Source organism: Psychrobacter sp. A3, from assembly GCF_028823565.1.
In the GTDB taxonomy this organism is placed as follows: domain Bacteria; phylum Pseudomonadota; class Gammaproteobacteria; order Pseudomonadales; family Moraxellaceae; genus Psychrobacter; species Psychrobacter celer.
Genome location: NZ_JAPEHS010000031.1, coordinates 1 through 20,632, shown reverse-complemented (window position 1 = coordinate 20,632; position 20,632 = coordinate 1). Strand labels below are relative to the sequence as shown.

At 46.0% G+C, this 20,632-nt stretch carries 16 protein-coding genes and 1 pseudogene; 9 read left to right on the top strand and 8 right to left on the bottom strand.

The genetic code is table 11. The annotated features are described in order from the left end of the window. The first annotated feature begins 351 nt into the window (after window positions 1-351). Entirely contained in the window at window positions 352-1,728 is a 1,377-nt protein-coding gene (locus tag NK638_RS06370) for a dicarboxylate/amino acid:cation symporter (protein WP_274632359.1), read from the top strand. Window positions 1,729-1,847: 119 nt separating this feature from the next. On the opposite strand, the gene NK638_RS06365 is transcribed toward NK638_RS06370, so the two are convergent. After that, on the bottom strand, window positions 1,848-2,603 hold the full coding sequence (locus NK638_RS06365; RefSeq protein ID WP_274632358.1) for a TSUP family transporter: 756 nt from the start codon (window positions 2,601-2,603) through the stop codon (window positions 1,848-1,850). A 499-nt stretch (window positions 2,604-3,102) separates the two neighbouring features. Here NK638_RS06365 and nhaA point away from each other — a divergent pair, with 499 nt between their 5' ends. The 3 genes from nhaA (at window position 3,103) to NK638_RS06350 (ending at window position 6,502) form a co-directional block, all read left to right on the top strand. Beyond that, window positions 3,103-4,308 carry a Na+/H+ antiporter NhaA gene (gene nhaA, locus NK638_RS06360; protein WP_192994893.1) on the top strand — a complete coding sequence of 402 codons (1,206 nt, stop codon included), beginning with the start codon at window positions 3,103-3,105 and terminating at the stop codon, window positions 4,306-4,308. A gap of 216 nt (window positions 4,309-4,524) precedes the next feature. Continuing rightward, window positions 4,525-5,106: a DUF2799 domain-containing protein gene (locus NK638_RS06355; protein ID WP_274632357.1), complete on the top strand. Its 582-nt coding sequence runs from the start codon at window positions 4,525-4,527 to the stop codon at window positions 5,104-5,106. A 40-nt stretch (window positions 5,107-5,146) separates the two neighbouring features. After that, window positions 5,147-6,502 (top strand): oxygenase MpaB family protein, encoded by a 1,356-nt coding sequence (locus NK638_RS06350; protein ID WP_274632356.1) that lies wholly within the window; start codon window positions 5,147-5,149, stop codon window positions 6,500-6,502. A gap of 24 nt (window positions 6,503-6,526) precedes the next feature. Here NK638_RS06350 and NK638_RS06345 read toward each other — a convergent pair whose 3' ends face one another. Beyond that, window positions 6,527-7,264 carry an NUDIX hydrolase gene (locus NK638_RS06345; RefSeq protein WP_274632355.1) on the bottom strand — a complete coding sequence of 246 codons (738 nt, stop codon included), beginning with the start codon at window positions 7,262-7,264 and terminating at the stop codon, window positions 6,527-6,529. Window positions 7,265-7,793: 529 nt separating this feature from the next. Here NK638_RS06345 and NK638_RS06340 point away from each other — a divergent pair. After that, window positions 7,794-8,357 (top strand): NUDIX hydrolase, encoded by a 564-nt coding sequence (locus NK638_RS06340; protein WP_075100367.1) that lies wholly within the window; start codon window positions 7,794-7,796, stop codon window positions 8,355-8,357. A gap of 126 nt (window positions 8,358-8,483) precedes the next feature. Here NK638_RS06340 and NK638_RS06335 read toward each other — a convergent pair. Continuing rightward, window positions 8,484-11,539: pseudogene (locus NK638_RS06335) on the bottom strand (insulinase family protein). 280 nt (window positions 11,540-11,819) lie between these two features. On the opposite strand from NK638_RS06335, the gene NK638_RS06330 reads away from it, so the two are divergent. Both NK638_RS06330 and NK638_RS06325 read left to right on the top strand, forming a co-directional pair. Continuing rightward, window positions 11,820-12,281 carry a universal stress protein gene (locus tag NK638_RS06330; RefSeq protein WP_274632354.1) on the top strand — a complete coding sequence of 154 codons (462 nt, stop codon included), beginning with the start codon at window positions 11,820-11,822 and terminating at the stop codon, window positions 12,279-12,281. Window positions 12,282-12,380: 99 nt separating this feature from the next. Next, window positions 12,381-12,842: a universal stress protein gene (locus NK638_RS06325; RefSeq protein WP_075100364.1), complete on the top strand. Its 462-nt coding sequence runs from the start codon at window positions 12,381-12,383 to the stop codon at window positions 12,840-12,842. Window positions 12,843-12,972: 130 nt separating this feature from the next. Here the strand turns inward: NK638_RS06325 and NK638_RS06320 are convergent, their stop codons facing one another. Further along, window positions 12,973-13,908 (bottom strand): LysR substrate-binding domain-containing protein, encoded by a 936-nt coding sequence (locus NK638_RS06320; protein WP_274632353.1) that lies wholly within the window; start codon window positions 13,906-13,908, stop codon window positions 12,973-12,975. A gap of 427 nt (window positions 13,909-14,335) precedes the next feature. On the opposite strand from NK638_RS06320, the gene NK638_RS06315 reads away from it, so the two are divergent. Beyond that, window positions 14,336-15,421, top strand: coding sequence for a YeiH family protein (locus tag NK638_RS06315; protein WP_274632352.1), 1,086 nt, complete (start codon window positions 14,336-14,338; stop codon window positions 15,419-15,421). 206 nt (window positions 15,422-15,627) lie between these two features. Here the strand turns inward: NK638_RS06315 and cspE are convergent, their stop codons facing one another. Both cspE and NK638_RS06305 read right to left on the bottom strand, forming a co-directional pair. Continuing rightward, window positions 15,628-15,837, bottom strand: coding sequence for a transcription antiterminator/RNA stability regulator CspE (cspE, locus tag NK638_RS06310; protein WP_025644841.1), 210 nt, complete (start codon window positions 15,835-15,837; stop codon window positions 15,628-15,630). 233 nt (window positions 15,838-16,070) lie between these two features. Then, window positions 16,071-16,493, bottom strand: a complete 423-nt coding sequence (locus NK638_RS06305) for a YbaN family protein (RefSeq protein WP_274632351.1) — start codon at window positions 16,491-16,493, stop codon at window positions 16,071-16,073. 683 nt (window positions 16,494-17,176) lie between these two features. On the opposite strand from NK638_RS06305, the gene NK638_RS06300 reads away from it, so the two are divergent. Then, entirely contained in the window at window positions 17,177-18,073 is an 897-nt protein-coding gene (locus NK638_RS06300) for an ABC transporter substrate-binding protein (RefSeq protein WP_274632350.1), read from the top strand. An 82-nt stretch (window positions 18,074-18,155) separates the two neighbouring features. Here the strand turns inward: NK638_RS06300 and NK638_RS06295 are convergent, their stop codons facing one another. Both NK638_RS06295 and NK638_RS06290 read right to left on the bottom strand, forming a co-directional pair. Beyond that, window positions 18,156-18,281, bottom strand: a complete 126-nt coding sequence (locus NK638_RS06295; RefSeq protein ID WP_274632349.1) for a hypothetical protein — start codon at window positions 18,279-18,281, stop codon at window positions 18,156-18,158. A 144-nt stretch (window positions 18,282-18,425) separates the two neighbouring features. Further along, window positions 18,426-20,459, bottom strand: coding sequence for a DUF262 domain-containing protein (locus NK638_RS06290; RefSeq protein WP_274632348.1), 2,034 nt, complete (start codon window positions 20,457-20,459; stop codon window positions 18,426-18,428). Window positions 20,460-20,632 lie beyond the last annotated feature (173 nt).

Genomic DNA, 20,632 nt, shown 5'->3' with positions numbered 1-20,632 from the left:
AAACGCGTTGGTGCTGGCTTAAATGTCGATATTTTAACGACGTTAGCCTAACGATTATGGTACTTTTGGCGATTTATAGCATCAGATCTGTTTTTTGCTAAGTGGTTATCTCAGCCAATTTTTTGACAAAAAAGCTTAAACCGCCTTTAATCAGTTATAGATTATTATTTAAGTGATAAAAAAATCTTGCAGTAACCTTAACAATTATTTTATATTGTCGAATAGCCTGACATGAAATGACAGACAAAATTTTGCAGCTGCAACACCATCAGGCGTAAGGATGACAATCATAAACGCATTGGTTTAGTAGCACCCTTGATACTGAATGTTGCGGATAAAAGGATAGAGTTTATGTGGAAAAATATGGGACTAACGGGCAAGATCATCGTTGCCATGGTGCTCGGTATCATACTGGGATTATTTATCAACTATTCAGGACTGAACGCTGAGGGCGGTTTTGTTAGTACATATATCACCAATGGGTTTTTGGCCATCATCGGCAAGCTATTCGTAAACTCCCTCAAAATGCTGGTCGTGCCTTTGGTACTTATCTCGCTGATTTGCGGGGTGTGCGGTATTGGTGATATTCGCTTGCTTGGGCGCATAGGTACCAAGACTTTCCTAATCTATATGATGACGACCGCGCTTGCCATTGCAACTGCTATCGGGCTTGGGTTTTTATTTGGTATCGGTAAAGGCATGGAGGTTGAGACAGAAGCGGCATTTGAAGCCAAGTCTGCGCCACCTCTACTCGATGTTTTTGCAAATATCGTTCCGTCAAACCCCATCAGTGCGATGGCAAATGGCGACATGCTGTCGATTATCTTCTTTGCTATCTTGATCGGTATCAGTATTTTGATGGTCGGCAAACCTGCCAAAGGGTTGGTACAAAGCTTGGAGCTGATTAATGAAGTCATCTTAAAGATGGTGACCATCATTATGAATCTTGCGCCTTATGGGGTTTTTGCGCTATTGACCAAAGCCATGGCGGAGCTGGGTTTAGATCTGATTTGGTCTTTGCTCGGTTATGTTGCGGTACTGATTGGCTCACTGGCTTTCCACTTTTTTATCACTATGATGATCGTGCTAAAGCTGTTTTCTGGTCTGTCTATTAAGACATTTTTGGCGAAAATGCGCGAAGTACAGATTTTTGCTTTTAGTACCTCAAGCTCGAACGCCACCATTCCGATCACGCTGCGTACCGTCACCAAGCGTATGGGTGTCAACAACTCAGTAGCCTCGTTTACCGTGCCTTTTGGGGCGACCATCAACATGGATGGTACGGCCATCATGCAAGGTACGGCGACCATCTTTATTGCCAATATTTATGGTATTGATTTGGGTTTGACCGAGTATCTAACGGTTATCTTGATGTCGGTGCTGGCCTCTATCGGTACCGCAGGCGTCCCTGGTGTGGGCTTGATCATGCTGTCTATGGTATTTGCTCAAGTCGGTCTGCCTATCGAAGGTATCGGTCTGATCTTGGGTGTGGATCGTATCCTCGATATGCTGCGTACGGCGGTCAACGTCGGCGGCGATGCAGCAGTGACAGCAATCGTGGCAAAATCTGAAGAAAAAATGGACGTCACTATCTACAACGATCCTGAGGCAGGCACCAAAGACGTCTTTGATGGTCACATCGATGAAGACAATGAGCGTGAGTTCTCTCAAGTGTTTAGTGATGGCATCATGGGTAGTGAATACGATGATATTGATCGTCGCCGCTAATCGATAAAGCGTTTATTTATTCATTTATAAAAACCTTAGTTCACTTTGAACTGAGGTTTTTTTATGGCTGCACTACCTATAGACAGGCTGTATCGATACTCAATAAATCACAGCTTGCGTTAGCCAATCACATACTTGGTAATCATGGCAAGGCAGACCAGCACGATGACAGGACGAATCAGCTTACTCCCCCCTTTGACCACCATATGCGAGCCAAAATACGCCCCTATCGTTTGTCCGACCATCATTGCCAGACCGACTGTCCACAACACATTACCGCCCAAAATAAAAAAAATCAGCGAGCCAATATTGGTCGATAAGTTCAAAACCTTAGCCGCGCCTGTTGCCTCGATGATCTGCCGACCACGTAGCGCCACATTACCCAGCGCAAAAAACATGCCCGTCCCTGGCCCGATATAGCCATCATAAAACCCAATCAATGGCGCCACAATTTTTTGCCACTTGCCCTCTGAGATACGCGGCGCCGCTTCCACCTCGCCAAGCTTGGGCGCAAACAAAGTATAAACCCCAATAGCGGCAATCAAAAACGGAATCAGCTTTTCGAGTAGATCCGGCGGCGACATCTGTACAGCGATGGTACCGATGACTGAGCCAATAAAAGCCCCGAAAATCGCCACCTTTATACTTTTAGGGTTGATGACGCCTTTTTTTATCATCGTAATCGAGGCCGCTAGCGCACCCGAGGCGGCTTGTAGCTTGTTGGTGCCAAGCGTGAGCACTGGCGGGATATTGGCAAGTAGCATGGCTGGTATGGTGAGTAGTCCACCGCCGCCTGCGATGGCATCGATAAAACCGGCTATTGCGGCCACCGCCGTAAGCATTAAGATGATCTCGATAGAGAGGGATAAGTCCATGACGCTGACCTGCAAAATTGATAAGAAAAATCAGCCTCGATATTGAGGCTGCCTGTACCGTTATCTATCAGCGGATACACTGACCTGCTGACGCATTTATACCCATAAGTGGCACTGTAGAGTGACGCTCATTATAAAGATAAAAACGTAAAAAAAAGCCAAAAACGTAAAAAAGTCTGCTAGATTTGTCTAAGGCCTGCCCTCGATTCAATCGATAGTCATCTAGATCGGCTAAAGATAGTGACGCGCGCTGGGTAGTCAGTAACGACTTATCACTATATTTACCAGTGTTATCATCGTTATAATATCGCTATTGTGGATATAGCAAGACGTGCTTATGACTTTGGTTTGATGTATTTTCTTGTCTATATGAATCAGAGTATGAGAAACTGTTGCTGTCTGTTTGTATGGCGCGCTAAGCGGCCGCATCGATATTTGAGGTTATTGAATTGTTTGGCAATTCGTTTTTAGTAATTTGTATTTAGGAAATGAGGGTAATATGGCAATACGAAGGATTAAGGCATTTTTTGAATTTGAGGCAGCAGGCGGCATCGTGTTAGCACTGGCTGCCATTGCTGCAATGATCATTGCCAACTCCCCTTTAAGCACATGGTATGAAGGCTTTATCCATGCCCCTGTTGCCATTCAAATCGGTGATTTTGCGATTGCCAAAGACGCCCATCATTGGATCAATGACGGCCTGATGGCGATTTTCTTTTTTTTGGTCGGTCTTGAGCTCAAACGCGAAGTGCTCATCGGTGAGCTGTCCAATGTCAAACAAATCATTTTGCCAGCGGGCGCGGCCATCGGCGGGATGATCATGCCCGCTGTAGTCTATCTGATCTTTAACTATAGCGAGCCTGAGTTTTGGAAAGGTTGGGCCATTCCTGCCGCCACAGATATCGCTTTTGCCCTCGGCATCTTAAGCCTACTTGGCAATCGCGTCCCAAACTCTCTCAAAGTATTTTTGGTATCGATTGCTATTTTTGATGATATCGGCGCGATTTTGATCATTGCCTTGTTTTATACCAGCGAACTATCCCTTGAGTCATTGGCCTTTGCAGGGCTATGCTTGCCGTTTTTGTATTTGCTAAACCGTCGCAACGTGACCAGTATCACCCCCTACCTGCTCATCGGCGTTATCATGTGGATAGCCGTCCTCAAGTCGGGTATCCATGCGACATTAGCGGGCGTGGTGTTGGCGTTGTTTATTCCTATGTTTGATCGCACTGACCCTGAGCACTCCCCTGTCGAAGAGCTAGAGCACGACCTACACAACACCGTGGCTTTTGGTATCTTGCCCCTATTTGCCTTTGCCAACTCAGGCATCTCGCTCAAAGGCGCAGGGTTTGCAGAGCTGTTTCACTCTGTACCGCTGGGGATTGCCGCCGGTCTATTTATCGGTAAGCAGTTGGGTGTCATGGCGATGTGCTGGTTGATCTTCAAGCTCGGTATCTCAACCATGCCAAAGGGCATGAATTATAAGCAAATTTATGGTGCTGCGTTGCTTTGCGGTGTAGGTTTTACCATGAGCTTATTTATCGGTGGCCTTGCTTTTGCAGGCGACACCACGTTATTTGATGAGCGTCTAGGCATCATCATGGGCTCTATCGTCTCTGGGGTTGCAGGTTACCTCATGCTCAAAGTCAGCCTAAAAGACAACGTCAGCGGCACCTCAGTCGATTTGACGCGGCCTCAGCCATAATCCATCATCAGAAAAAGGCGAGCTATTTTGCGGTTATTTAGCCAACACATAGCTCACCGCTTTCTTCTTTCAACCCTAACAGTAAAAACAATAACCGCAGGAAAACAGCATCGCAAGCCATGTTTGGATAAAGGCAGTAAGCGCAATGACACCTCGCCTCGTGACATCTAGATGCATACTAGGCGCAACTGATAGCAGCAGTCTTAGGAGATGACCATGCAGGGACTTATCAGACCTATATCGCTTAGTCTGCCTATACTTGGCAGTATGTTTTTACTATCATGCGCGACTCTCTCCAAACAACAATGCCTGATCGGTGATTGGCAAACGATAGGCTATAACGATGGCGTAGCAGGCTACTCCTCAGAGCGCCTCGCCTCACACAGCAAAGCCTGTGCCAAAGCGCATGTGACCCCTGATTATCTTGCGTGGGAGCACGGCCGCAAGCTTGGTCTGCAACAATACTGTACGAGCAACAATGCGTACAATGTCGGTCGCCGCGGGCGCAGGTTAAACAACGTCTGCCCTGCTGCTATGATAAACCACCTTCAACAGGCCAATCAGCACGGCCTAGCCTACTATCGTCTAGACAACCAGCTCGACACAGACAGACGCCTATTAGATGAGTATCAAACAGAGTTTGATCAGCTTGAGAGCGGCGCAATGCTAGACTTTGCCAACGAAAAAGACGCTCGCAAACGGCTGTTGTTTTTGGCCGATGAGCTTGGGTCGATTAAACGTCGCCTCGATGACACACAAAGGCAGCTTGATATGCTCAACCACACGTCTAAATATTAGGCCATCATAAAAAGCCTACTGATAAAGGCATTTGCTACCTATGGATCCAAACAATACAGCCCAGCCACAGCCAGCGCGCGCGTCCAAATCGAGCCAACCTACCTTTGCATCGTATCAGCGTCATGGGCGTACCACAGCGATTGATGATCATCATGACCTACAGGTCTTAAAGCGGATCAAGCGCTATTTGCTGCCCAAAGATTTTGTCATCTCGCAAGATTTATTAGAGGAGATGGTCGCAGGCTACGACATCGGCGACCCCCTGACAGATACGCTCGCGGCTGACGGCCTGCGTTTTGCCAAACACTTACAGCAGCTTATCCTTGATAACAAAACCGACAGTAAACTCGCAGCTCATCCGTCCTTTTGTGCACTGGCTGAGCAGTTTAGCGACCATCCTACTTGGTTTGATCCACAGCTTGCACAGACTGGGGCCGTTGCCTATCGGCGCTATCCGCTGATGCTGATTTGGCTACTACGAAATGTGGCATTGATGGCAGGTTATAGCATCCCTGCCCTATCGCTGCCACTGATCCAAACCGGCGCGTTGATGCACGATGCCCTGCCAAGACTCATGCGCACTTATGCTTATATTTTGGCTGTCTCTGAGCATCCATTATTGCCCAAAACAAGCACACGTATGCCGCGCACACGAGTGCCTATCGATAGCGTTTTGGCGATCGGCTCTGAGGGTTGGCGTCAGTCGATTCAGGTGCGGCAGATTCACACGCTCGTACGGCAAAACTTGCTCAGTGGCAAAAACAACGCGGCAAAAGGCGTCGCCACAGAGGCCGATCAGCATCGCAATCCCGATGGCAGCTGGAACACTGCTTATTGGGGTGTACCGATCAACCAAACGGATATGATTGCCACTCATCTGCAATTCTCGTTACTGATTATGCGCGGGCTACGGCTACTTGGCGCGCGTATCAGTAGCGAGGAGGCCGAGGGAATTTTGCATTTATGGAATCTTGCCAGTTACTGGATGGGTGTGGATTTAGAGCGCCTACCAAAGGATGAGGCCGCCTGCTGGGAGTGGCTTTACACTTACTTGTCCATTCAACAGCTAGACTTTGAGATGGGACAACCTTTAGCAAAAGCCCTACACGATCTGCCGCGGCAACTGATGGGCGAAGACAATCGCCGCGGGCGTTTTGTAGAGATGGTCAATGCCAGTGTGACACGTACTCTGGTCGGTGATGATATCGGAGACGGCTTAGCGCTACCAAAATCAAAGCTTCGGTTTGGTGTCTTATCCTCCGTGCCTATCTTGTTTGCGCTCGATACCGCCCGTCAGCACAACCAAACGGTAGCCACCAAACTAGAAGCCTTTCGCGCCAAGCGTCAAGACAATATGAACTGGTGGCTTAAGAAAAACGACGCCTATTATCAATGACGCAGCATCTGTCAGCTCAGCTCATTACAATCGGCTGTCTTGCACGCGGTAATACCATTCTAACTGCCGATCAAAAGCTGTCTCTAATAAGCTGGCAATGACGCGGCCTGTCAGCCCCCAGACCGTCTCGCCATCGACTTGCCAGCTGGGCGTAAGTATCGTTGCCACCTGATCTTGCATGGCATATTCTATCGCGTACTCAACGGTAGGCTGCGTGAGTAACGCCTCAAAATCTGCCCAAAAAATACGTGATATCTCACCGATCTCAGGTACCAGTACCAAATCAGGCGCGATCAAAGCCACGATTGGACGCACGCTCATGCCGCTTTTGGAGGTCTGAATGGGTAGCTGACCGATTAGCTGTACCTTGTTGGGCGGGAGAGCCGTCTCTTCACAGGCCTCACGTAGCGCTGTGACGACGTTATTACCATCCCCTATCTCGTATTTACCGCCAGCGCAAGATACCTCGCCTGCATGGCTATTCATGTGCGCGGCGCGGCGCGTCAAAAGCAGCTTGGGATGGCGCTCATGGGTGATGGCCACCAGTATCGAAGCATCGGCAATGGGCGTCTGGTATAGACTGTCTAAGACACGCGCGCTGCGAGAGCTTTGCTGCGCGGTATGCCGCGCTGAATCGGCCAACGCATTTAACGTCTCTTGCTGAACCCGCTCGGTCAGTTGCCTGAGTGTCGGATAGCGAATAAAAGGTGGTATAGCAACCGACTGCTCATCTAACTGCACAGTCTGGGAAGGGAGTAACATGATCTTGCCCTATGTTTTTATCAATATGTGGCGTGACTAGCTGTAGACTAGCGTACTCTTCACGCAGCTGCATGCTATTTGTGTGACTGTTCATTTGTCAGGAGGTATTCGTCATGAGGTGTTTGTCATGAACGTCTCAAATCGCATCGACAGACAGGCGCCGCGTATTGTCTTCTTAATTTTATAAGTCAACGTGTTTTATGAATTAGCGTGACCGCTTATGACAAACGGCGGTGATGGCTTGCCACGATGCCACAGGGCTTTGCTATCATTTACTGGACTATGATCCGCCAGCGATATGCAGCGTTACTGTTATCATGCTGCGCTACGAGCAAAATGTGTGCTATCTTAAGACGGTGCTTGCTTATTAGAATAACGTCTTGCAGCACCGCTTTACCGGTATCCTGATAGCACACACAAAAACCAACGTATGAAGGGCGGGCGCGTCTGACAATGACGGGGTGTTTTTGCCATTAGGAGTCCTGACTCTTTATCTCTTACGCTTACTACATTTATAAAGGCAGTTGATATGCGCTATTGTCTCCAATGCGGTCATCAAGCAGAACGAAAAATACCAGCCACGGATAATATGCCGCGTTTGGTATGCCCAAATTGCAACTATATTCACTACGAAAACCCAAAAGTCATCTGTGGGTCGCTGGTCGTACATAAAGACAGAGTGCTGCTATGCCGCCGCGCGATAGAGCCGCAATACGGTCTTTGGACAATACCGGCAGGCTTTATGGAAAACGGGGAAACCATGGCAGAGGGCGCCGCGCGTGAGAGCTACGAAGAAGCGGATGCGGTGGTGTTAAACCCTCATCTGTACTGTATCTATGATCTGCCAGACATCGGACAGATATACTCAATTTATTTGGCCGATCTCAAAGACGGTGCATATGGTGTCGGCTCTGAAAGCCTTGACTGTGCGCTGTTTAGCGAAGAAGACATCCCGTGGGATAGTCTCGCCTTTGAAGCCGTGCGCCGCACTTTACGAAGCTACTTTGCCGATCGACAGCAGTTTAGCCAATTGTCTGAGTTTCCTATTCATCAGGATATGATTGGCAAAGACTTGAGTATCAAACGTTTTTAAACGCCTTTAAACGTTGACTCAATCATCAGTCTTTTTACTAAAAACTATAAAAGCAGACAATAACCTAGTATTGTCTGCTTCATAAATGCTCACAGTGACAGATTGGTTTTTATCCAAAAAACACCATTAGCTCTTTATTTTGCAAACGTTAAAGCCGAGGTTTTTCACGGTTTCTTCTTTATCATAAGGCGCTAGTACTGCACGTACGTGCTGTTGCCCTTGCAGGTATTGCTTGGCCACGCGCTGTAGGTCCGCCACCGTCACATCCAATATGGCGGCGCGCATCTTACGTTGCCAGTCAGCATCGCGATGGTGCAAATCAGCAAAGCAGGCTTTGACCGCCTCGCCAGCTGGAGAGCCTGGCTTATCCATACCCGAGATGATACCTAAGATGGCTTCTTCTAGCTGCTCATCGGTCTGCGGCTCATTTAGTAACCACTCAATACTGGCCTCAAAATGCGCAAAGGTCTCAGCACACTGCGGGTCGCGGTAGCTAAAGAATTTAAAAGCCCACCGCCGCCGTAAGCACCGCCGCGCTCACGGATGGCGCTGTGCAAGTAGCCATTGCGCAGATACGGCGCTAATACCATCAAAGCAGCGGTATCAGGATGATCGGCCGCTGGCACACGATAAGCGCTGGCATTATGATAGACGTTGGTCGGTACCAGCCATGCCAAGTCCTCGGCATCGAGCGCGCTACTGCTCTCTCGTGCCTTGATGGTGTCTGTCTCGCCATTTAACGCTGCCGCAAGGTGCAGCTCGGCAAACTCACTTGGGATAGTGTCTTCGATAGTCGCATCAGAGGCACCCAATTGCGCAGCAAGCACTGGCGCTTGACTGTCTTTCCAGCTCTCGACAATTAAGTCGCTTAAGCGCTCGGTTTGCTCAGCTTCACAAATGATCACGGCATGCTTGGGCAAGCTGATCACACGCTGGTGCAAGTCCATCAGGCTGGTTGCCAATTTATCCCACTGCGTGTCATCATCACTGGCATGCGCCAAAAAGTCTTTTAGCGCGTTTAGTGCAGGCAAGCCACTACGCACATACTCAAGCTGCGCTTGACGGCTCATACCGCGGCTGGCGGTTTGCATGGCATAAGAATGCCCAGAGCTTGCCAAATTCGACTGCCAGCTCGCTTGACGCTGCTGCAAAATTTCTTTGATACGGTCATGCTCGCTAAAGACGCTATGCTCCATGACTTCTTTGAGCAAATCAATCGCTTCAGGCTTGCGGTTGAGCGCACGGGTCGCCACCACAAAATAACTGCTGATCGTTTGGCTATCATCGATACTGGTGCGCTGGCTGATACGCGCCGTCACGCCAGAAGAATGCGCCGCTTGCTTGGCCTGCATCTCATGAGCACTCATCGAGTCAGTACCCAGCTCTGATAGTAGGCTTAAATAAATCGGTAGCAATGGATGATTGATCACCTCGTTCACAGGAAAACTGCTGGTGTCCTGATTGCCGATGGCATCGGTCAACGGCACAATCACTTGATAATAATACAAGCCGTTGGTGCCCGCTTCATATTCAAACAGCGTACTGTCTTGCCCGCTTAGGCGCACTTGTTTTTGCGTGCCTTGCTTAAAGCTGATATCGGTCGGGACATCCTCCAGTCCGACTTTTGGCAATAGGCTTAAATCATCAGGCGCTGCTTGCCGCGCTGCCAAATCAAGGGCTTGCTGTTTTAAGATGGCTTTATCATCAGCGCTCAAGTCCATCGCGATGGTATCAAGACGGGTCTGCTCTGCTGCAGCAAGGCGCGCTGATTTTTCGCTATCTGGCGTCAGCGTCACGCGCACACGGTGCTGATTGTCGAGCAGATGGGTTTTGATAAGGTTTGGTAGCCACTGTGCGTCTTTTACTTGCTCACGCAGCCACTGCAAATGCTCATCCACTTCCCAGACGTCGATCGGGTTGCCATCATGAATAGCAGTGCTAAAGCCTTCGAGCATCAAATTTAAACCATAAGGGATACTATCGCCGCCGATATGGCGCTGATCGATCTCGATCTGATGCAAAATGGTCTCAATCGTATCATCATCGATCGGTTTACTGGCCACTTCAGTCAGTAAATCCATAATACCCTGCTCTACTGCCTCGGCATGCTCAGGGTTGGAGCCGCGTAGACCGGTATAAAATACCATCTCATAATGGCTGTCATCGAGTCCCAACAGCGGACTTGGCGCTTTGCCAAGCGGATGACTGTCGAGATACGCACGCAATGGCGAGCCAGCATGCTCGACCAACACGCCTTCTAATAGACGCAAGGCCAGACGCTGCTTGGGATCGGTGATTGATGGCAGCAGCCACGCCACCACATGATGGGTTTGGTCAGGGCCCGCCTCATCAGCCGTATAAGTATCGATAGCGCTGATTGGCGCAGGCAGACGCTGCTCTGGACGTGAGACGTGTTTTTTACCCGCTTCAAACTGGCTCAAAGCATCGTCATGGATTTTCGCTTGGGTCTCGGCGACCGGAATATTACCAAAGCTCATAATCACGCTGTTTGATGGATGGTAATGGCTTTGATGGAACTCAACGAGCTCGGTGTGGGTCAAATCAGGAATATCCGCAGGATCACCGCCCGAGTTATAATGATAAGTGGTCGTTGGGAATAAATGATGAGCGACCGTATGATAGAGCTGGTCGATCTCGCCGCTCATCGCGCCTTTCATCTCATTAAAGACAATACCTTTAAACTGCGGTTTGTCATTTTCGTCCAATTCTACGCGGATACCTTCTTGAGCAAAATCAAGCGGATGAATATTGGGGAAAAACGACGCATCAAGATACACCGCCAGCAAATTGAAGTAATCGTTTTTATTTTGTGTGGCATACGGATACGCTGTCCAGTCGGCCGCGGTCATGGCGTTCATAAAGGTGTTTAATGAGCGCTTAATCATCGAAAAAAACGGATCACGAACCGGAAACCTTGCCGAGCCGCAAAGTGCCACATGCTCCAAGATATGTGCCTCGCCCTTTGAGTCCATCGGCTGAGTACGAAAGCCAACCAAAAAGGCGTTTTCATCACTTGGGTGCGCCAAATGATAATGCATCGCGCCGGTTTTGACATGCTGACTGATCAGCACGTCCATTGACAACGCCTCGATATGGCGATGCTCAATCAACTCAAACGCTGGATGAAGCGTTAGATCGGCGATAAATGGCGTGTCAGTCATAGTGATCCTTATCAAATTATAATATATAGGGTGCCGTAGTAGATGGGGCTGCTGTTTTGATAAGTCAAGCGATCTGAGCGTTAATATTCTACGTCGCCCCTTCTCTTTATGAGTCGATTGACAGGTCGTTTTGTAAGTCGCTTGATCAATACAGTCTTATGGGCTGTCTGTTAAATGCTAAGTCACTTAGGGGGTTATCAAGATTGTCTATCTGGGAATATCCATAACAAAATAATGGATTTAACCCTTAACAAACACTACGTCTTAATAGGAGCTGATGATGGGCTATCAACATATTTTACTGGTCACCGACTTGTTGTCTGATGCAGATGCCGTCGCACTCAAGGCCAAACGTATCCTTGCATGCTCTCCTGAAGCGAGGCTGTCGGTATTGCATATCGTCGAGGACGACATGGTGCGCTTTGGCTTTGAGCTGGTGCCAGCCTCCAGCCTATCAGGCGATGTCGATGGCGAGCACTGGCAAGAAGCACGAGAAAAACTGGCGCAGTTTTTGGCGCGTAATGAGCTGCATGCGGTCAACTCTGAGGTGACATCTGCTATCTCGAACAGTAAGGGCATCGTCAATTATTGCCGCGACCATCACGTCGACTTGCTCATCATCGGCCGCCATGAGCGTCATGGTATCGCCGCATGGTTGGCCAAAGCGACGGCCGACAGTATCTTGCCAAATATTCCTTGCGACAGCTTGGTGGTCAAGCTCGACCAGCCCTTTGCAGAGTAATACGCGGCCTGCATCATCTGTGTGATGACGCTTGATGACGACTTAACAGCGCTCTGTAGTAGTGCTATAGTAAATACTATCTGACATGAGGAAGACGCTATGAGTTACGAACACATACTACTGGTCACCGACTTACTCTCTGATGCCGATATCGTCGCACAAAAGGCCAAACGTATCGTCGATAACCGCCCAGGTGCTAAACTATCCGTACTGCATATCGTCAAAGACACCATGGTTGGTTTTGGTTATGAGTTGGTCCCCGCCTCGAGCTTATACGATGAGATCGATGATGAGCGCTGCCAAGAAGCACGGGCAAAGCTGGCGCAGTTTTTGGCGCGTAATGAGCTAGATGCCGTCAACTCGCAAGTGACCACCGCCATCTCTAGCAGCGAAGGTATCGTCAATTATTGCCACAAACACGACGTCGATCTCTTGGTCATCGGTCGACACAAGCGCACAGGCATCGCCGCGTGGATCAGCGGTGCTACGGCGGACAATATCCTGCCCAACGTCCCATGCGACAGCTTGGTCGTAAGACTCGACAAACCCGTATCCAAGTAGCGCCAATAAAACGTTACTTAATGGTGCTCAAACAATAGCGCTCAAACCGTAACGCACAAATAGTCGCGCTCAAAACCTCAAACGCTAAAAAAGCGCGGTGTATCTACGACGCCGCGCTTTTTTTGTTTGCTCAATCGTCTTGTATCATATCTATAAAAGTCTGCCAAATCGGGCTTTGATGGCGGGCTTTGTGCCAGACCAACCACCACGTCCGTGACAGGTCGATACCTGCAACTTTTACTTGTACCAGCTTTCCTGCTGCCAGCTCCGCCTCGATGACATGCTGAGACAGACAACCAAGACCGATATCGGCACTGACCATATGCTTGATGGCCTCCGACTGCTGAATTGCCATAATCACCTCGGCCTCTGGCAGATGTTTGAGCAGCTGCTCATCGATGATCTGCCGCGTGCCCGACCCTGCCTCTCGCACCAGTAGCGGCAGTTTGGCCAACTGCGTAAGAGTCATATGATACAGACTTTCAGTCTCTTGATAGTCTGAAAGACCTGCCAGCCATCTGCTATCGCGTTTGGCAAATATCATCAAAGTATCTGTTCGCCATGCGCGCTGCTCGATGGTCTTAATATCTGTGGGGCGCGGCATGCCCTCTACCAACGCGATATCGATATTTAACTGCTCAACCTCCGCCACCACCTCTTGCGTATTGGCGATATACATATCGACACGAGCGTCTGGCAGCACCTGATACAGCTTGGCCAGCAGCGGCGGCAAGGCATAATTACCGATGGTGGTGCTGGCGCCAATATGAATCTGACCGGCTTGATACTTATGATAATGCTCCAGCGTCAACGACTGCTCTAAGATCGCTTGCGCTTGTATATAAATAGGATGGGCATTGGGGTGCTGGTTGAGCCTGCGTCCGACCCGCTCAAATAACGGCATCTGCAGACGTGCCTCCAGCTCACTCAGCGCACTACTGACGGCCGACTGCGAGAGATGCAGCGCTTCACTGGCGCGGCTGGTGCTGCCAGTTTGATAAATACTCACAAACACCGCCAGTTGCTTTAGGGTAATCTTCGGTAGCGTTTGCATGGCTTTTTTCATTGTCTCGCTTGCCTTATATCCGTCTGTAGATGTATGTCACACGACCTATATTTTTTAATACACAACAGATTTAACAATCTACCTTTTACTATAGTGAATTCAGTATAATAAAGACACAGTGGGACTGGGATAAATTTTTCGCAGCATCGAGCAGCGTAGGCACAGCACGCAAGGAAAAATTAGACCAGTTCCACCTTGATATATAATGTATCTGTTTTATTTAGAATCGACTATAAGCTTGTTTTAACAACGCCTTCGTCACTGCTGGCACCTCTGCTTTTAATAGAGGTGTTTTTCACGCCACCCTTACCTATATTTTCGATAGCTTCTATCTTACTAATCTGTTTTTATTATAAATTGGCTTACCTTATACTGTCTACTCATAAGCTTATGCTTATTTTGATTATAGCCATGAGGACGACGAGCCATGTATGCTTTTACACAGTCAATGAATCACTATTGCCCGCGCAACCGCCACTTAGCAGGGCTGGTGGTGGTGTTCTTTGGTAGTTTGCTGTGCTTGTGGTTGGATGCCAGCATCGATAGTTGGTCAAATGGCCGTATCGTTGGCCTCTCTCCGTTGACGCTGGCGATATTGCTTGGCATGGTACTGGGCAATACCGTCTACCCGCAGTTTGCGGAGCGCTTACAGGTGGGCGTGGCCTTTGCTAAGGGGCAAATATTGCGTCTGGCCATTATTTTTTATGGCTTTAAGCTGACCTTAACACAAGTTTCCAGTATCGGAATGCCAGCAATTATGACCGATGCTCTGGTCTTGACCTCGACGTTTTTATTGACTTACTGGCTCGGTACCAGATGGCTAAAGGTCGATAAGCAAACGACACTACTGATTGGCTCAGGGGCTAGCATTTGCGGGGCGGCGGCAGTCATCGCCGCAGAGCCCGTGGTCAAGGCCGAAGCGCACAAGGTGACGATCGCTGTGGCGACGGTAGTGGTATTTGGCACCATTGCCATGTTGCTTTATCCATTTTTATACCATCTTGGCTGGCTGCAGCCGTGGCTCGACGCTCAGCAATACGGTATTTATACCGGCTCCACCATTCATGAAGTGGCGCAAGTGGTAGTCGCGGGTAACGCGGTGAGCACCGAGGTCGGCAATACCGCGGTCGTCACCAAAATGATACGGGTCATGATGCTCGCGCCATTTTTGCTTATTTTATCATTTGCCTTGACCTCATCTGGTAGCGGTCAAGCTGACAAACCTTCCCTAATGAGCCGTGTGCGACAAGTGAATGTCCCTTGGTTTGCTTTTATCTTTATCTTGGTGGTGCTGTTGCACACTTGGATACCGATGTCCGATGGCTTTGAGCAAAGTATGGTAATGTTAGATGATGTGATGCTGACGATGGCGATGTTTGCGTTAGGCTTAACCACACATATGAGCGCTATCAAACAAGCTGGCGTCAAGCCGCTGATTTTAGGAGCAGTGATGTTTGCTTGGTTGCTGCTCGGCGGCGGAGTGATCAATATCGCTATCAGCTCATTTGGTTAACCTGCAGCTCATTTGCCTAAAACTAGAAAGGCCAACGATAGTGAAGTCGTTGGCCTTTTTTATTGCTCGTCTGTATAAGCGATGATAGCCATCATAGATGACAACTATCTATAATCCCATAACTTACGATCCTTAACTACAGACGAAAAAAAACGAACCCAAAGGCTCGTTTTTTTATCTTGCTCTATTTATCTATAAAAGACAAATTAGATAGCAACGATGTTGTGTGCTTGTGGGCCTTTTTGGCCTTGAGTTACAGTGAACTCAACTTCTTGGCCTTCAGCCAAAGTTTTGAAGCCTGAGCCTGAGATTTCGCTGTAATGAGCGAAAACGTCTGCGCCGTTTTCTGGAGCGATAAAACCAAAGCCTTTAGCTTCGTTGAACCACTTAACTGTACCTTTTTGAACGTCTGACATAGTCATAACCCTGATATTTAATTTATTTGTGGTCTAATAGACCGATAACGCTTGCAAATAGCTACTGAACGATAAATATTAAAACGAAGGATTATAACTAATACTACGAGGTAATGATTTGGTGCAGAACTGCTCTTAAGCTTGGATATATTATAGGGGGAACATCCTAGTATCGCAAGCCTTATCTCAGGTTTTATGTAACTGGACTTAACTATTGCCCTATATTGGCGACTTTATTTGGCATTTGGCAGACGAAACAAATAGACAGCCACCCCGCTACAGACCAGTGCTACCAGCCATGCCGCCCATGTCATATCAGCGGGCAGACGATAAAACAACATGGCAGTCGATATCGCCATCATGATGGTCGCAAGCCACTTAGCATAAAGCGGTACTGCATGATTTTCTTCCCAATCACGGACATATTTGCCAAAGTATTTGTGATTGATTAGCCAAAAATGAAAGCGCCGCGAGCTACGTGCCCAGCACCCTGCCGCCAGTAATATAAAAGGTGCAGTCGGCATCACGGGTAGCAAAATGCCGATGAGACCCAGCACAAAAAACAACCAGCCTAATATGACAAATGTCCAACGCACTGTCGGGCTGTGGTGCTGATTGGTCTTTGGGCGGTAGTAGAAGTGCTTTTTTTGGCTCATAAAGGATGTCGTTGGATAGTGTCAGATAATCAGGTTTTGGCCGGCAAATTTATGACAAAGACGGCGGCTTATAGAACTCACTAAGGATGCCGTATCAGGAGATATGCTACAAGACTATTTTTATGAGGGTTTTGCTATCAATCGGTATGTTTGGTTAGTGATTGGGTAAGTACCAATGACAAATACTGCGCCCTTCTATTAACACGTCGATTGAAAGCGCTTATAAAAAGCCGTCACAAATGAGAACTGTTATAAAGGGCGGTTAACGAGCGTCAGTCATCACCTTTCATTGTCATTCCTGATATGCTTGCATCACCGCTTACAAGTCGTCTATGATGATGCAGTAGCTATCGATAATAGCCATTCGCAGTACTGATTCATTAGCAGTACTGATCAAAAATAATGCATCACCACTCAATCTTGTCGGGGTGCTTTGCTTTTAACCTTGTAACGATTGTTAAAACCATCGCTGAGACACACCCGTGAACCTGAAGCAGTTAGCACTGACGTAGGAAACAAGCATGACAGACCCTAAGCAGTCTATAAATAAGAGAAACCTCTACCTGATTCGCTGATCTGATGGCATAGCTGACTTTGAGATTTTGCCTTTCTTGTTTTGCCTTTTTTGTTTTGTTTAAACAGCATCAGTCTGATTGTTTTCTATCATTAAAAAGGAAACAACCATGCAGTCAACCACCAAATTGACCCTTACCCTCGAATGGTTCTTAAACCCTGATCACCTGCCCTTTATCGCGGGTGTGACCACAAGCGCATATGAGCAGGCAGGGCTAGATATCACTATTATCGAGCCAGATGACCACTATGATGGCCTTGCTGAACTACAAAATCAAAGCATCGATCTGCATATAAATGAGCCGATTCATCTGTTTGAGCATTACGCGCCGAATCTGCGTGCGCTTGGCTGCTTTTTTGAGACCGATGGCGGCATATTGATGCAGCAGTCCAGTATGGATAAGCTCAAGAACAATCAACCGATTCGCATTTGTACCCCGGCGGCTGAAGAAAAAACCAATCGCATTGGCTTTGAGATATTAGCCCGCTATACCAAGAAAAACGGCTTTAGTATCAGTCGTGACAATGTGAGCTTTGTACAAAAAGACTTCTACCATATAAAAAACCTGCAAGAAGACCCAAGTCTCGATGGTGCATGGCTGTGCTTTTATAACTTTGAAGGCGTTGAAGCCACTCATGAAGGGCTAGACTTTACGTTTATCGATCAGCATCTGTCACCTTATCCGAATTTTTCGGCGTTAGAAATCCTCACGACGGATGAGATCTATAGCGCGAAAAAAGACGCGATAGATACCTTTATCCAAGTGACCAATCAAATGACAGAACACTGTAAAAGTAAGCCTAAGTCTGCGCGCCGTATGTATTATGACTATAGTCAAACCGACGCAGATACCTTGATGGATGCGATTATTGATAATACGCTAGGTAGATTGATCACACCAATCAAGCCTGATGCGAGTAAATGGCAAGCCCTACGCGAAATGCTGGCGGAGATTGATATCGTGACGTTGACTGATGAGCAGTATCAATCGCTGTGGGCGTTGTAGGCATTTTATAAGTTAAGATATTTTGAATAATAAAAAACCGCCATAGTGTTTGCTGTGGCGGTTTTTTAGATTCTGAATTAAATTAATATAAGAAGCTGATGTCCATCTCTATTGGGCTTTGGCGAGTGAACTTGAGCGTGATAGGTACGGTGTCATCAATAGCAAGGCTGCTTAAAGATGCGCGTTGTCCGACGGTGAGATGGTTCATGGTTTTCCTTACGCTAAAGTGTTATTCCTTCAAAGATAGTAGCTTAATTACTGGCAATAAAAAACTACGCCTAGTTTGAGCTGTGCGTGGTTTCTGTTAATATCCAACCAGTTATTATGCAGTAATCTAAAGTTACTCGGTACATTAATTATTGAGGATATTCTCTCTCTTCACCGTAAAAGCTTTAAGAAACATAGGTTCTCTAAGCTCCTTAAGTTTGTCGAAATTATTTATATCAGAATACATTTGAAAGTCATTTTTTGATATAAAAGCATATTTTTCAATTTGATCTTTCAACCAGTTGTCAGTTATTTCAACTAAACGTTTTTTCCCCTTACTAGCATTTTCACTTTTAGGTAAAAGTGCCAAATTGAAAAGGCTATGTACTATAACTTCTTTATTAGCTATGACAGAATTCCTGAACAAATCTTGTGGAATTATATGATCCACCTCAATCTTACATCTTGAATCAGGGCCTTGTATCTTAGAAAGCGCATAGAAATGATAAAGTAACGGATCCATCAAGGCACGAGTAATTTTATTACCATCAATAGTTTGGTTATCAAAAATCTCACCTAACAATTCTTGCCACTTCTCTTGTTTTACTGGTGTAAAAACATCACCCTTACTCTCAAAATTGCTGATATTGTTAGCTATTTTTGAGTCGCTAGAGCCTCGCCAAACTTGGTTTACATACTCATAGATAAGCGTATCAAATAAGATAAAACTATTTTTTTGGAACTGTCTCATTCTTGAGTCATTGCCTATGGGCTTGCCTTTTCTAACCCAATCTCTATATACCAAGATTGTGAAGTTGAGTGCTATAGCATCACTTAAATGATTAGTAAATTCAAACTTCCAAGATTCTAAATATTTAAAATAATCATAACTTAAAATAATCTTATGAAGATCATTGATTTCAGATATTAATGTCTCGAACTTTACATCCCATTTGATATCTCTATCTCTACCTAAACTATCAATATCTTCTTTTCTTACTCCACTTTTTAAAATTCCAGACAAGAGCTTAAAACCTAAAGTAATAGTTTTAGATAGGTCTGTGTGAGTTTCCGAGAATTTTTTGAAGAAAAATTGTGAGTAATCTAACCTTGATAGCAAGGTAGCTGGTAAATCCCATTTGACTATATCAGTATTAGGTACGTTTATCTGTTTATAGAGTTGTTCAACAGCTGCGACTTGAGATGAGTTAAGATTATCTATAACAATATTCCAACTTGGTTTAGCTGATAAAATCTCAACAGCGCTTAACTTAGTACCTTTAGAATTAATAATATTAAATATTTTCTGAGCATCAACAGAACTTAAGTTCTTAACTTCAATTAATCCTATCTTGGAGTTTAAATATATATTCGTAATCTTATCTAGAATATCGATTCTCTCTATTATCTTTTCCCAGTTTCGATCAATCTTAATATCAACTTGTTTCTTTATGTTGCCGTCATAAGAAAAACGTTGATTTAAAAAATCTTTAAAACTACCTTTATCCTTATAGTTGATCCCTTCATCACTACTATAACGTTGATACTCATTGAGAAAAGATTTGAGCCTTCTAGAGTTTAGATGTTCTTTACCGTTTTCTACAGTAGTATATGGTAATCTACCAATCTCTTTTGAAAAATCAAAAGGTCTAGTAAAACCACTAAATTTTCTATTTTTATTATGAGTCATTTTTATTATATGTAGTAATAACTCTAACCCTGTTTTCGCAGAATCGTAGACAGGTCCGTCATCCTTGTTACTTTCAACTTCAAAATCAAGATTACTGTCACTATCCGAAATGTTAATTTCTTCATCGATTTCATCATCTTCTAAATATTCGTTTATAGAGTCCCAAAATTTATCATCAACATCTTGCAGCTGATCACTTGTTTTTAAGCCAAGATATTTCCTTGCCCATAAATATACATTTTCAGGATCTTCATAAAACTTTTGCAGAGCATTCCTTCTTTGTCTACCATCTAGTAGCCACCTAGTTTTAACACCATCAACATCTTCAACATTTAATATACTGACACCCATAGGGTATTCTTTAAATATACTTATGACTAGTTCGAAGTTTTTCTTATCGTCCCAAGTTTGTTTTCTTTGAAATCTTGGTAATTGAATATTAGTATCTTCGATAAAATTCTTTAATGATTCTGGTCTTATTTCGTACATAATTAACCTTTATATATTTATGTAAGTGAAATCAATTTTTGCTGTCTTTTTATTTAGTAAAACGATAAGGTATAGTCCTGAAAAAATGTACACCTTTAACAAATCAAGGTTAGAAAACATCTTCAGTTGTTTATAAATACAACTATATAGTCGATACACTCTAAAAATGTCAT

What these genes read in the sequence shown, in the direction of transcription:
- NK638_RS06370 (WP_274632359.1), top strand. Translation starts at nt 352, where the DNA reads ATGTGGAAAAATATGGGACTAACGGGCAAGATCATCGTTGCCATGGTG.
- NK638_RS06365 (WP_274632358.1), bottom strand. Translation starts at nt 2,603, where the DNA reads ATGGACTTATCCCTCTCTATCGAGATCATCTTAATGCTTACGGCGGTG.
- nhaA (WP_192994893.1), top strand. Translation starts at nt 3,103, where the DNA reads ATGGCAATACGAAGGATTAAGGCATTTTTTGAATTTGAGGCAGCAGGC.
- NK638_RS06355 (WP_274632357.1), top strand. Translation starts at nt 4,525, where the DNA reads ATGCAGGGACTTATCAGACCTATATCGCTTAGTCTGCCTATACTTGGC.
- NK638_RS06350 (WP_274632356.1), top strand. Translation starts at nt 5,147, where the DNA reads ATGGATCCAAACAATACAGCCCAGCCACAGCCAGCGCGCGCGTCCAAA.
- NK638_RS06345 (WP_274632355.1), bottom strand. Translation starts at nt 7,264, where the DNA reads ATGTTACTCCCTTCCCAGACTGTGCAGTTAGATGAGCAGTCGGTTGCT.
- NK638_RS06340 (WP_075100367.1), top strand. Translation starts at nt 7,794, where the DNA reads ATGCGCTATTGTCTCCAATGCGGTCATCAAGCAGAACGAAAAATACCA.
- NK638_RS06330 (WP_274632354.1), top strand. Translation starts at nt 11,820, where the DNA reads ATGGGCTATCAACATATTTTACTGGTCACCGACTTGTTGTCTGATGCA.
- NK638_RS06325 (WP_075100364.1), top strand. Translation starts at nt 12,381, where the DNA reads ATGAGTTACGAACACATACTACTGGTCACCGACTTACTCTCTGATGCC.
- NK638_RS06320 (WP_274632353.1), bottom strand. Translation starts at nt 13,908, where the DNA reads ATGAAAAAAGCCATGCAAACGCTACCGAAGATTACCCTAAAGCAACTG.
- NK638_RS06315 (WP_274632352.1), top strand. Translation starts at nt 14,336, where the DNA reads ATGTATGCTTTTACACAGTCAATGAATCACTATTGCCCGCGCAACCGC.
- cspE (WP_025644841.1), bottom strand. Translation starts at nt 15,837, where the DNA reads ATGTCAGACGTTCAAAAAGGTACAGTTAAGTGGTTCAACGAAGCTAAA.
- NK638_RS06305 (WP_274632351.1), bottom strand. Translation starts at nt 16,493, where the DNA reads ATGAGCCAAAAAAAGCACTTCTACTACCGCCCAAAGACCAATCAGCAC.
- NK638_RS06300 (WP_274632350.1), top strand. Translation starts at nt 17,177, where the DNA reads ATGCAGTCAACCACCAAATTGACCCTTACCCTCGAATGGTTCTTAAAC.
- NK638_RS06295 (WP_274632349.1), bottom strand. Translation starts at nt 18,281, where the DNA reads ATGAACCATCTCACCGTCGGACAACGCGCATCTTTAAGCAGCCTTGCT.
- NK638_RS06290 (WP_274632348.1), bottom strand. Translation starts at nt 20,459, where the DNA reads ATGTACGAAATAAGACCAGAATCATTAAAGAATTTTATCGAAGATACT.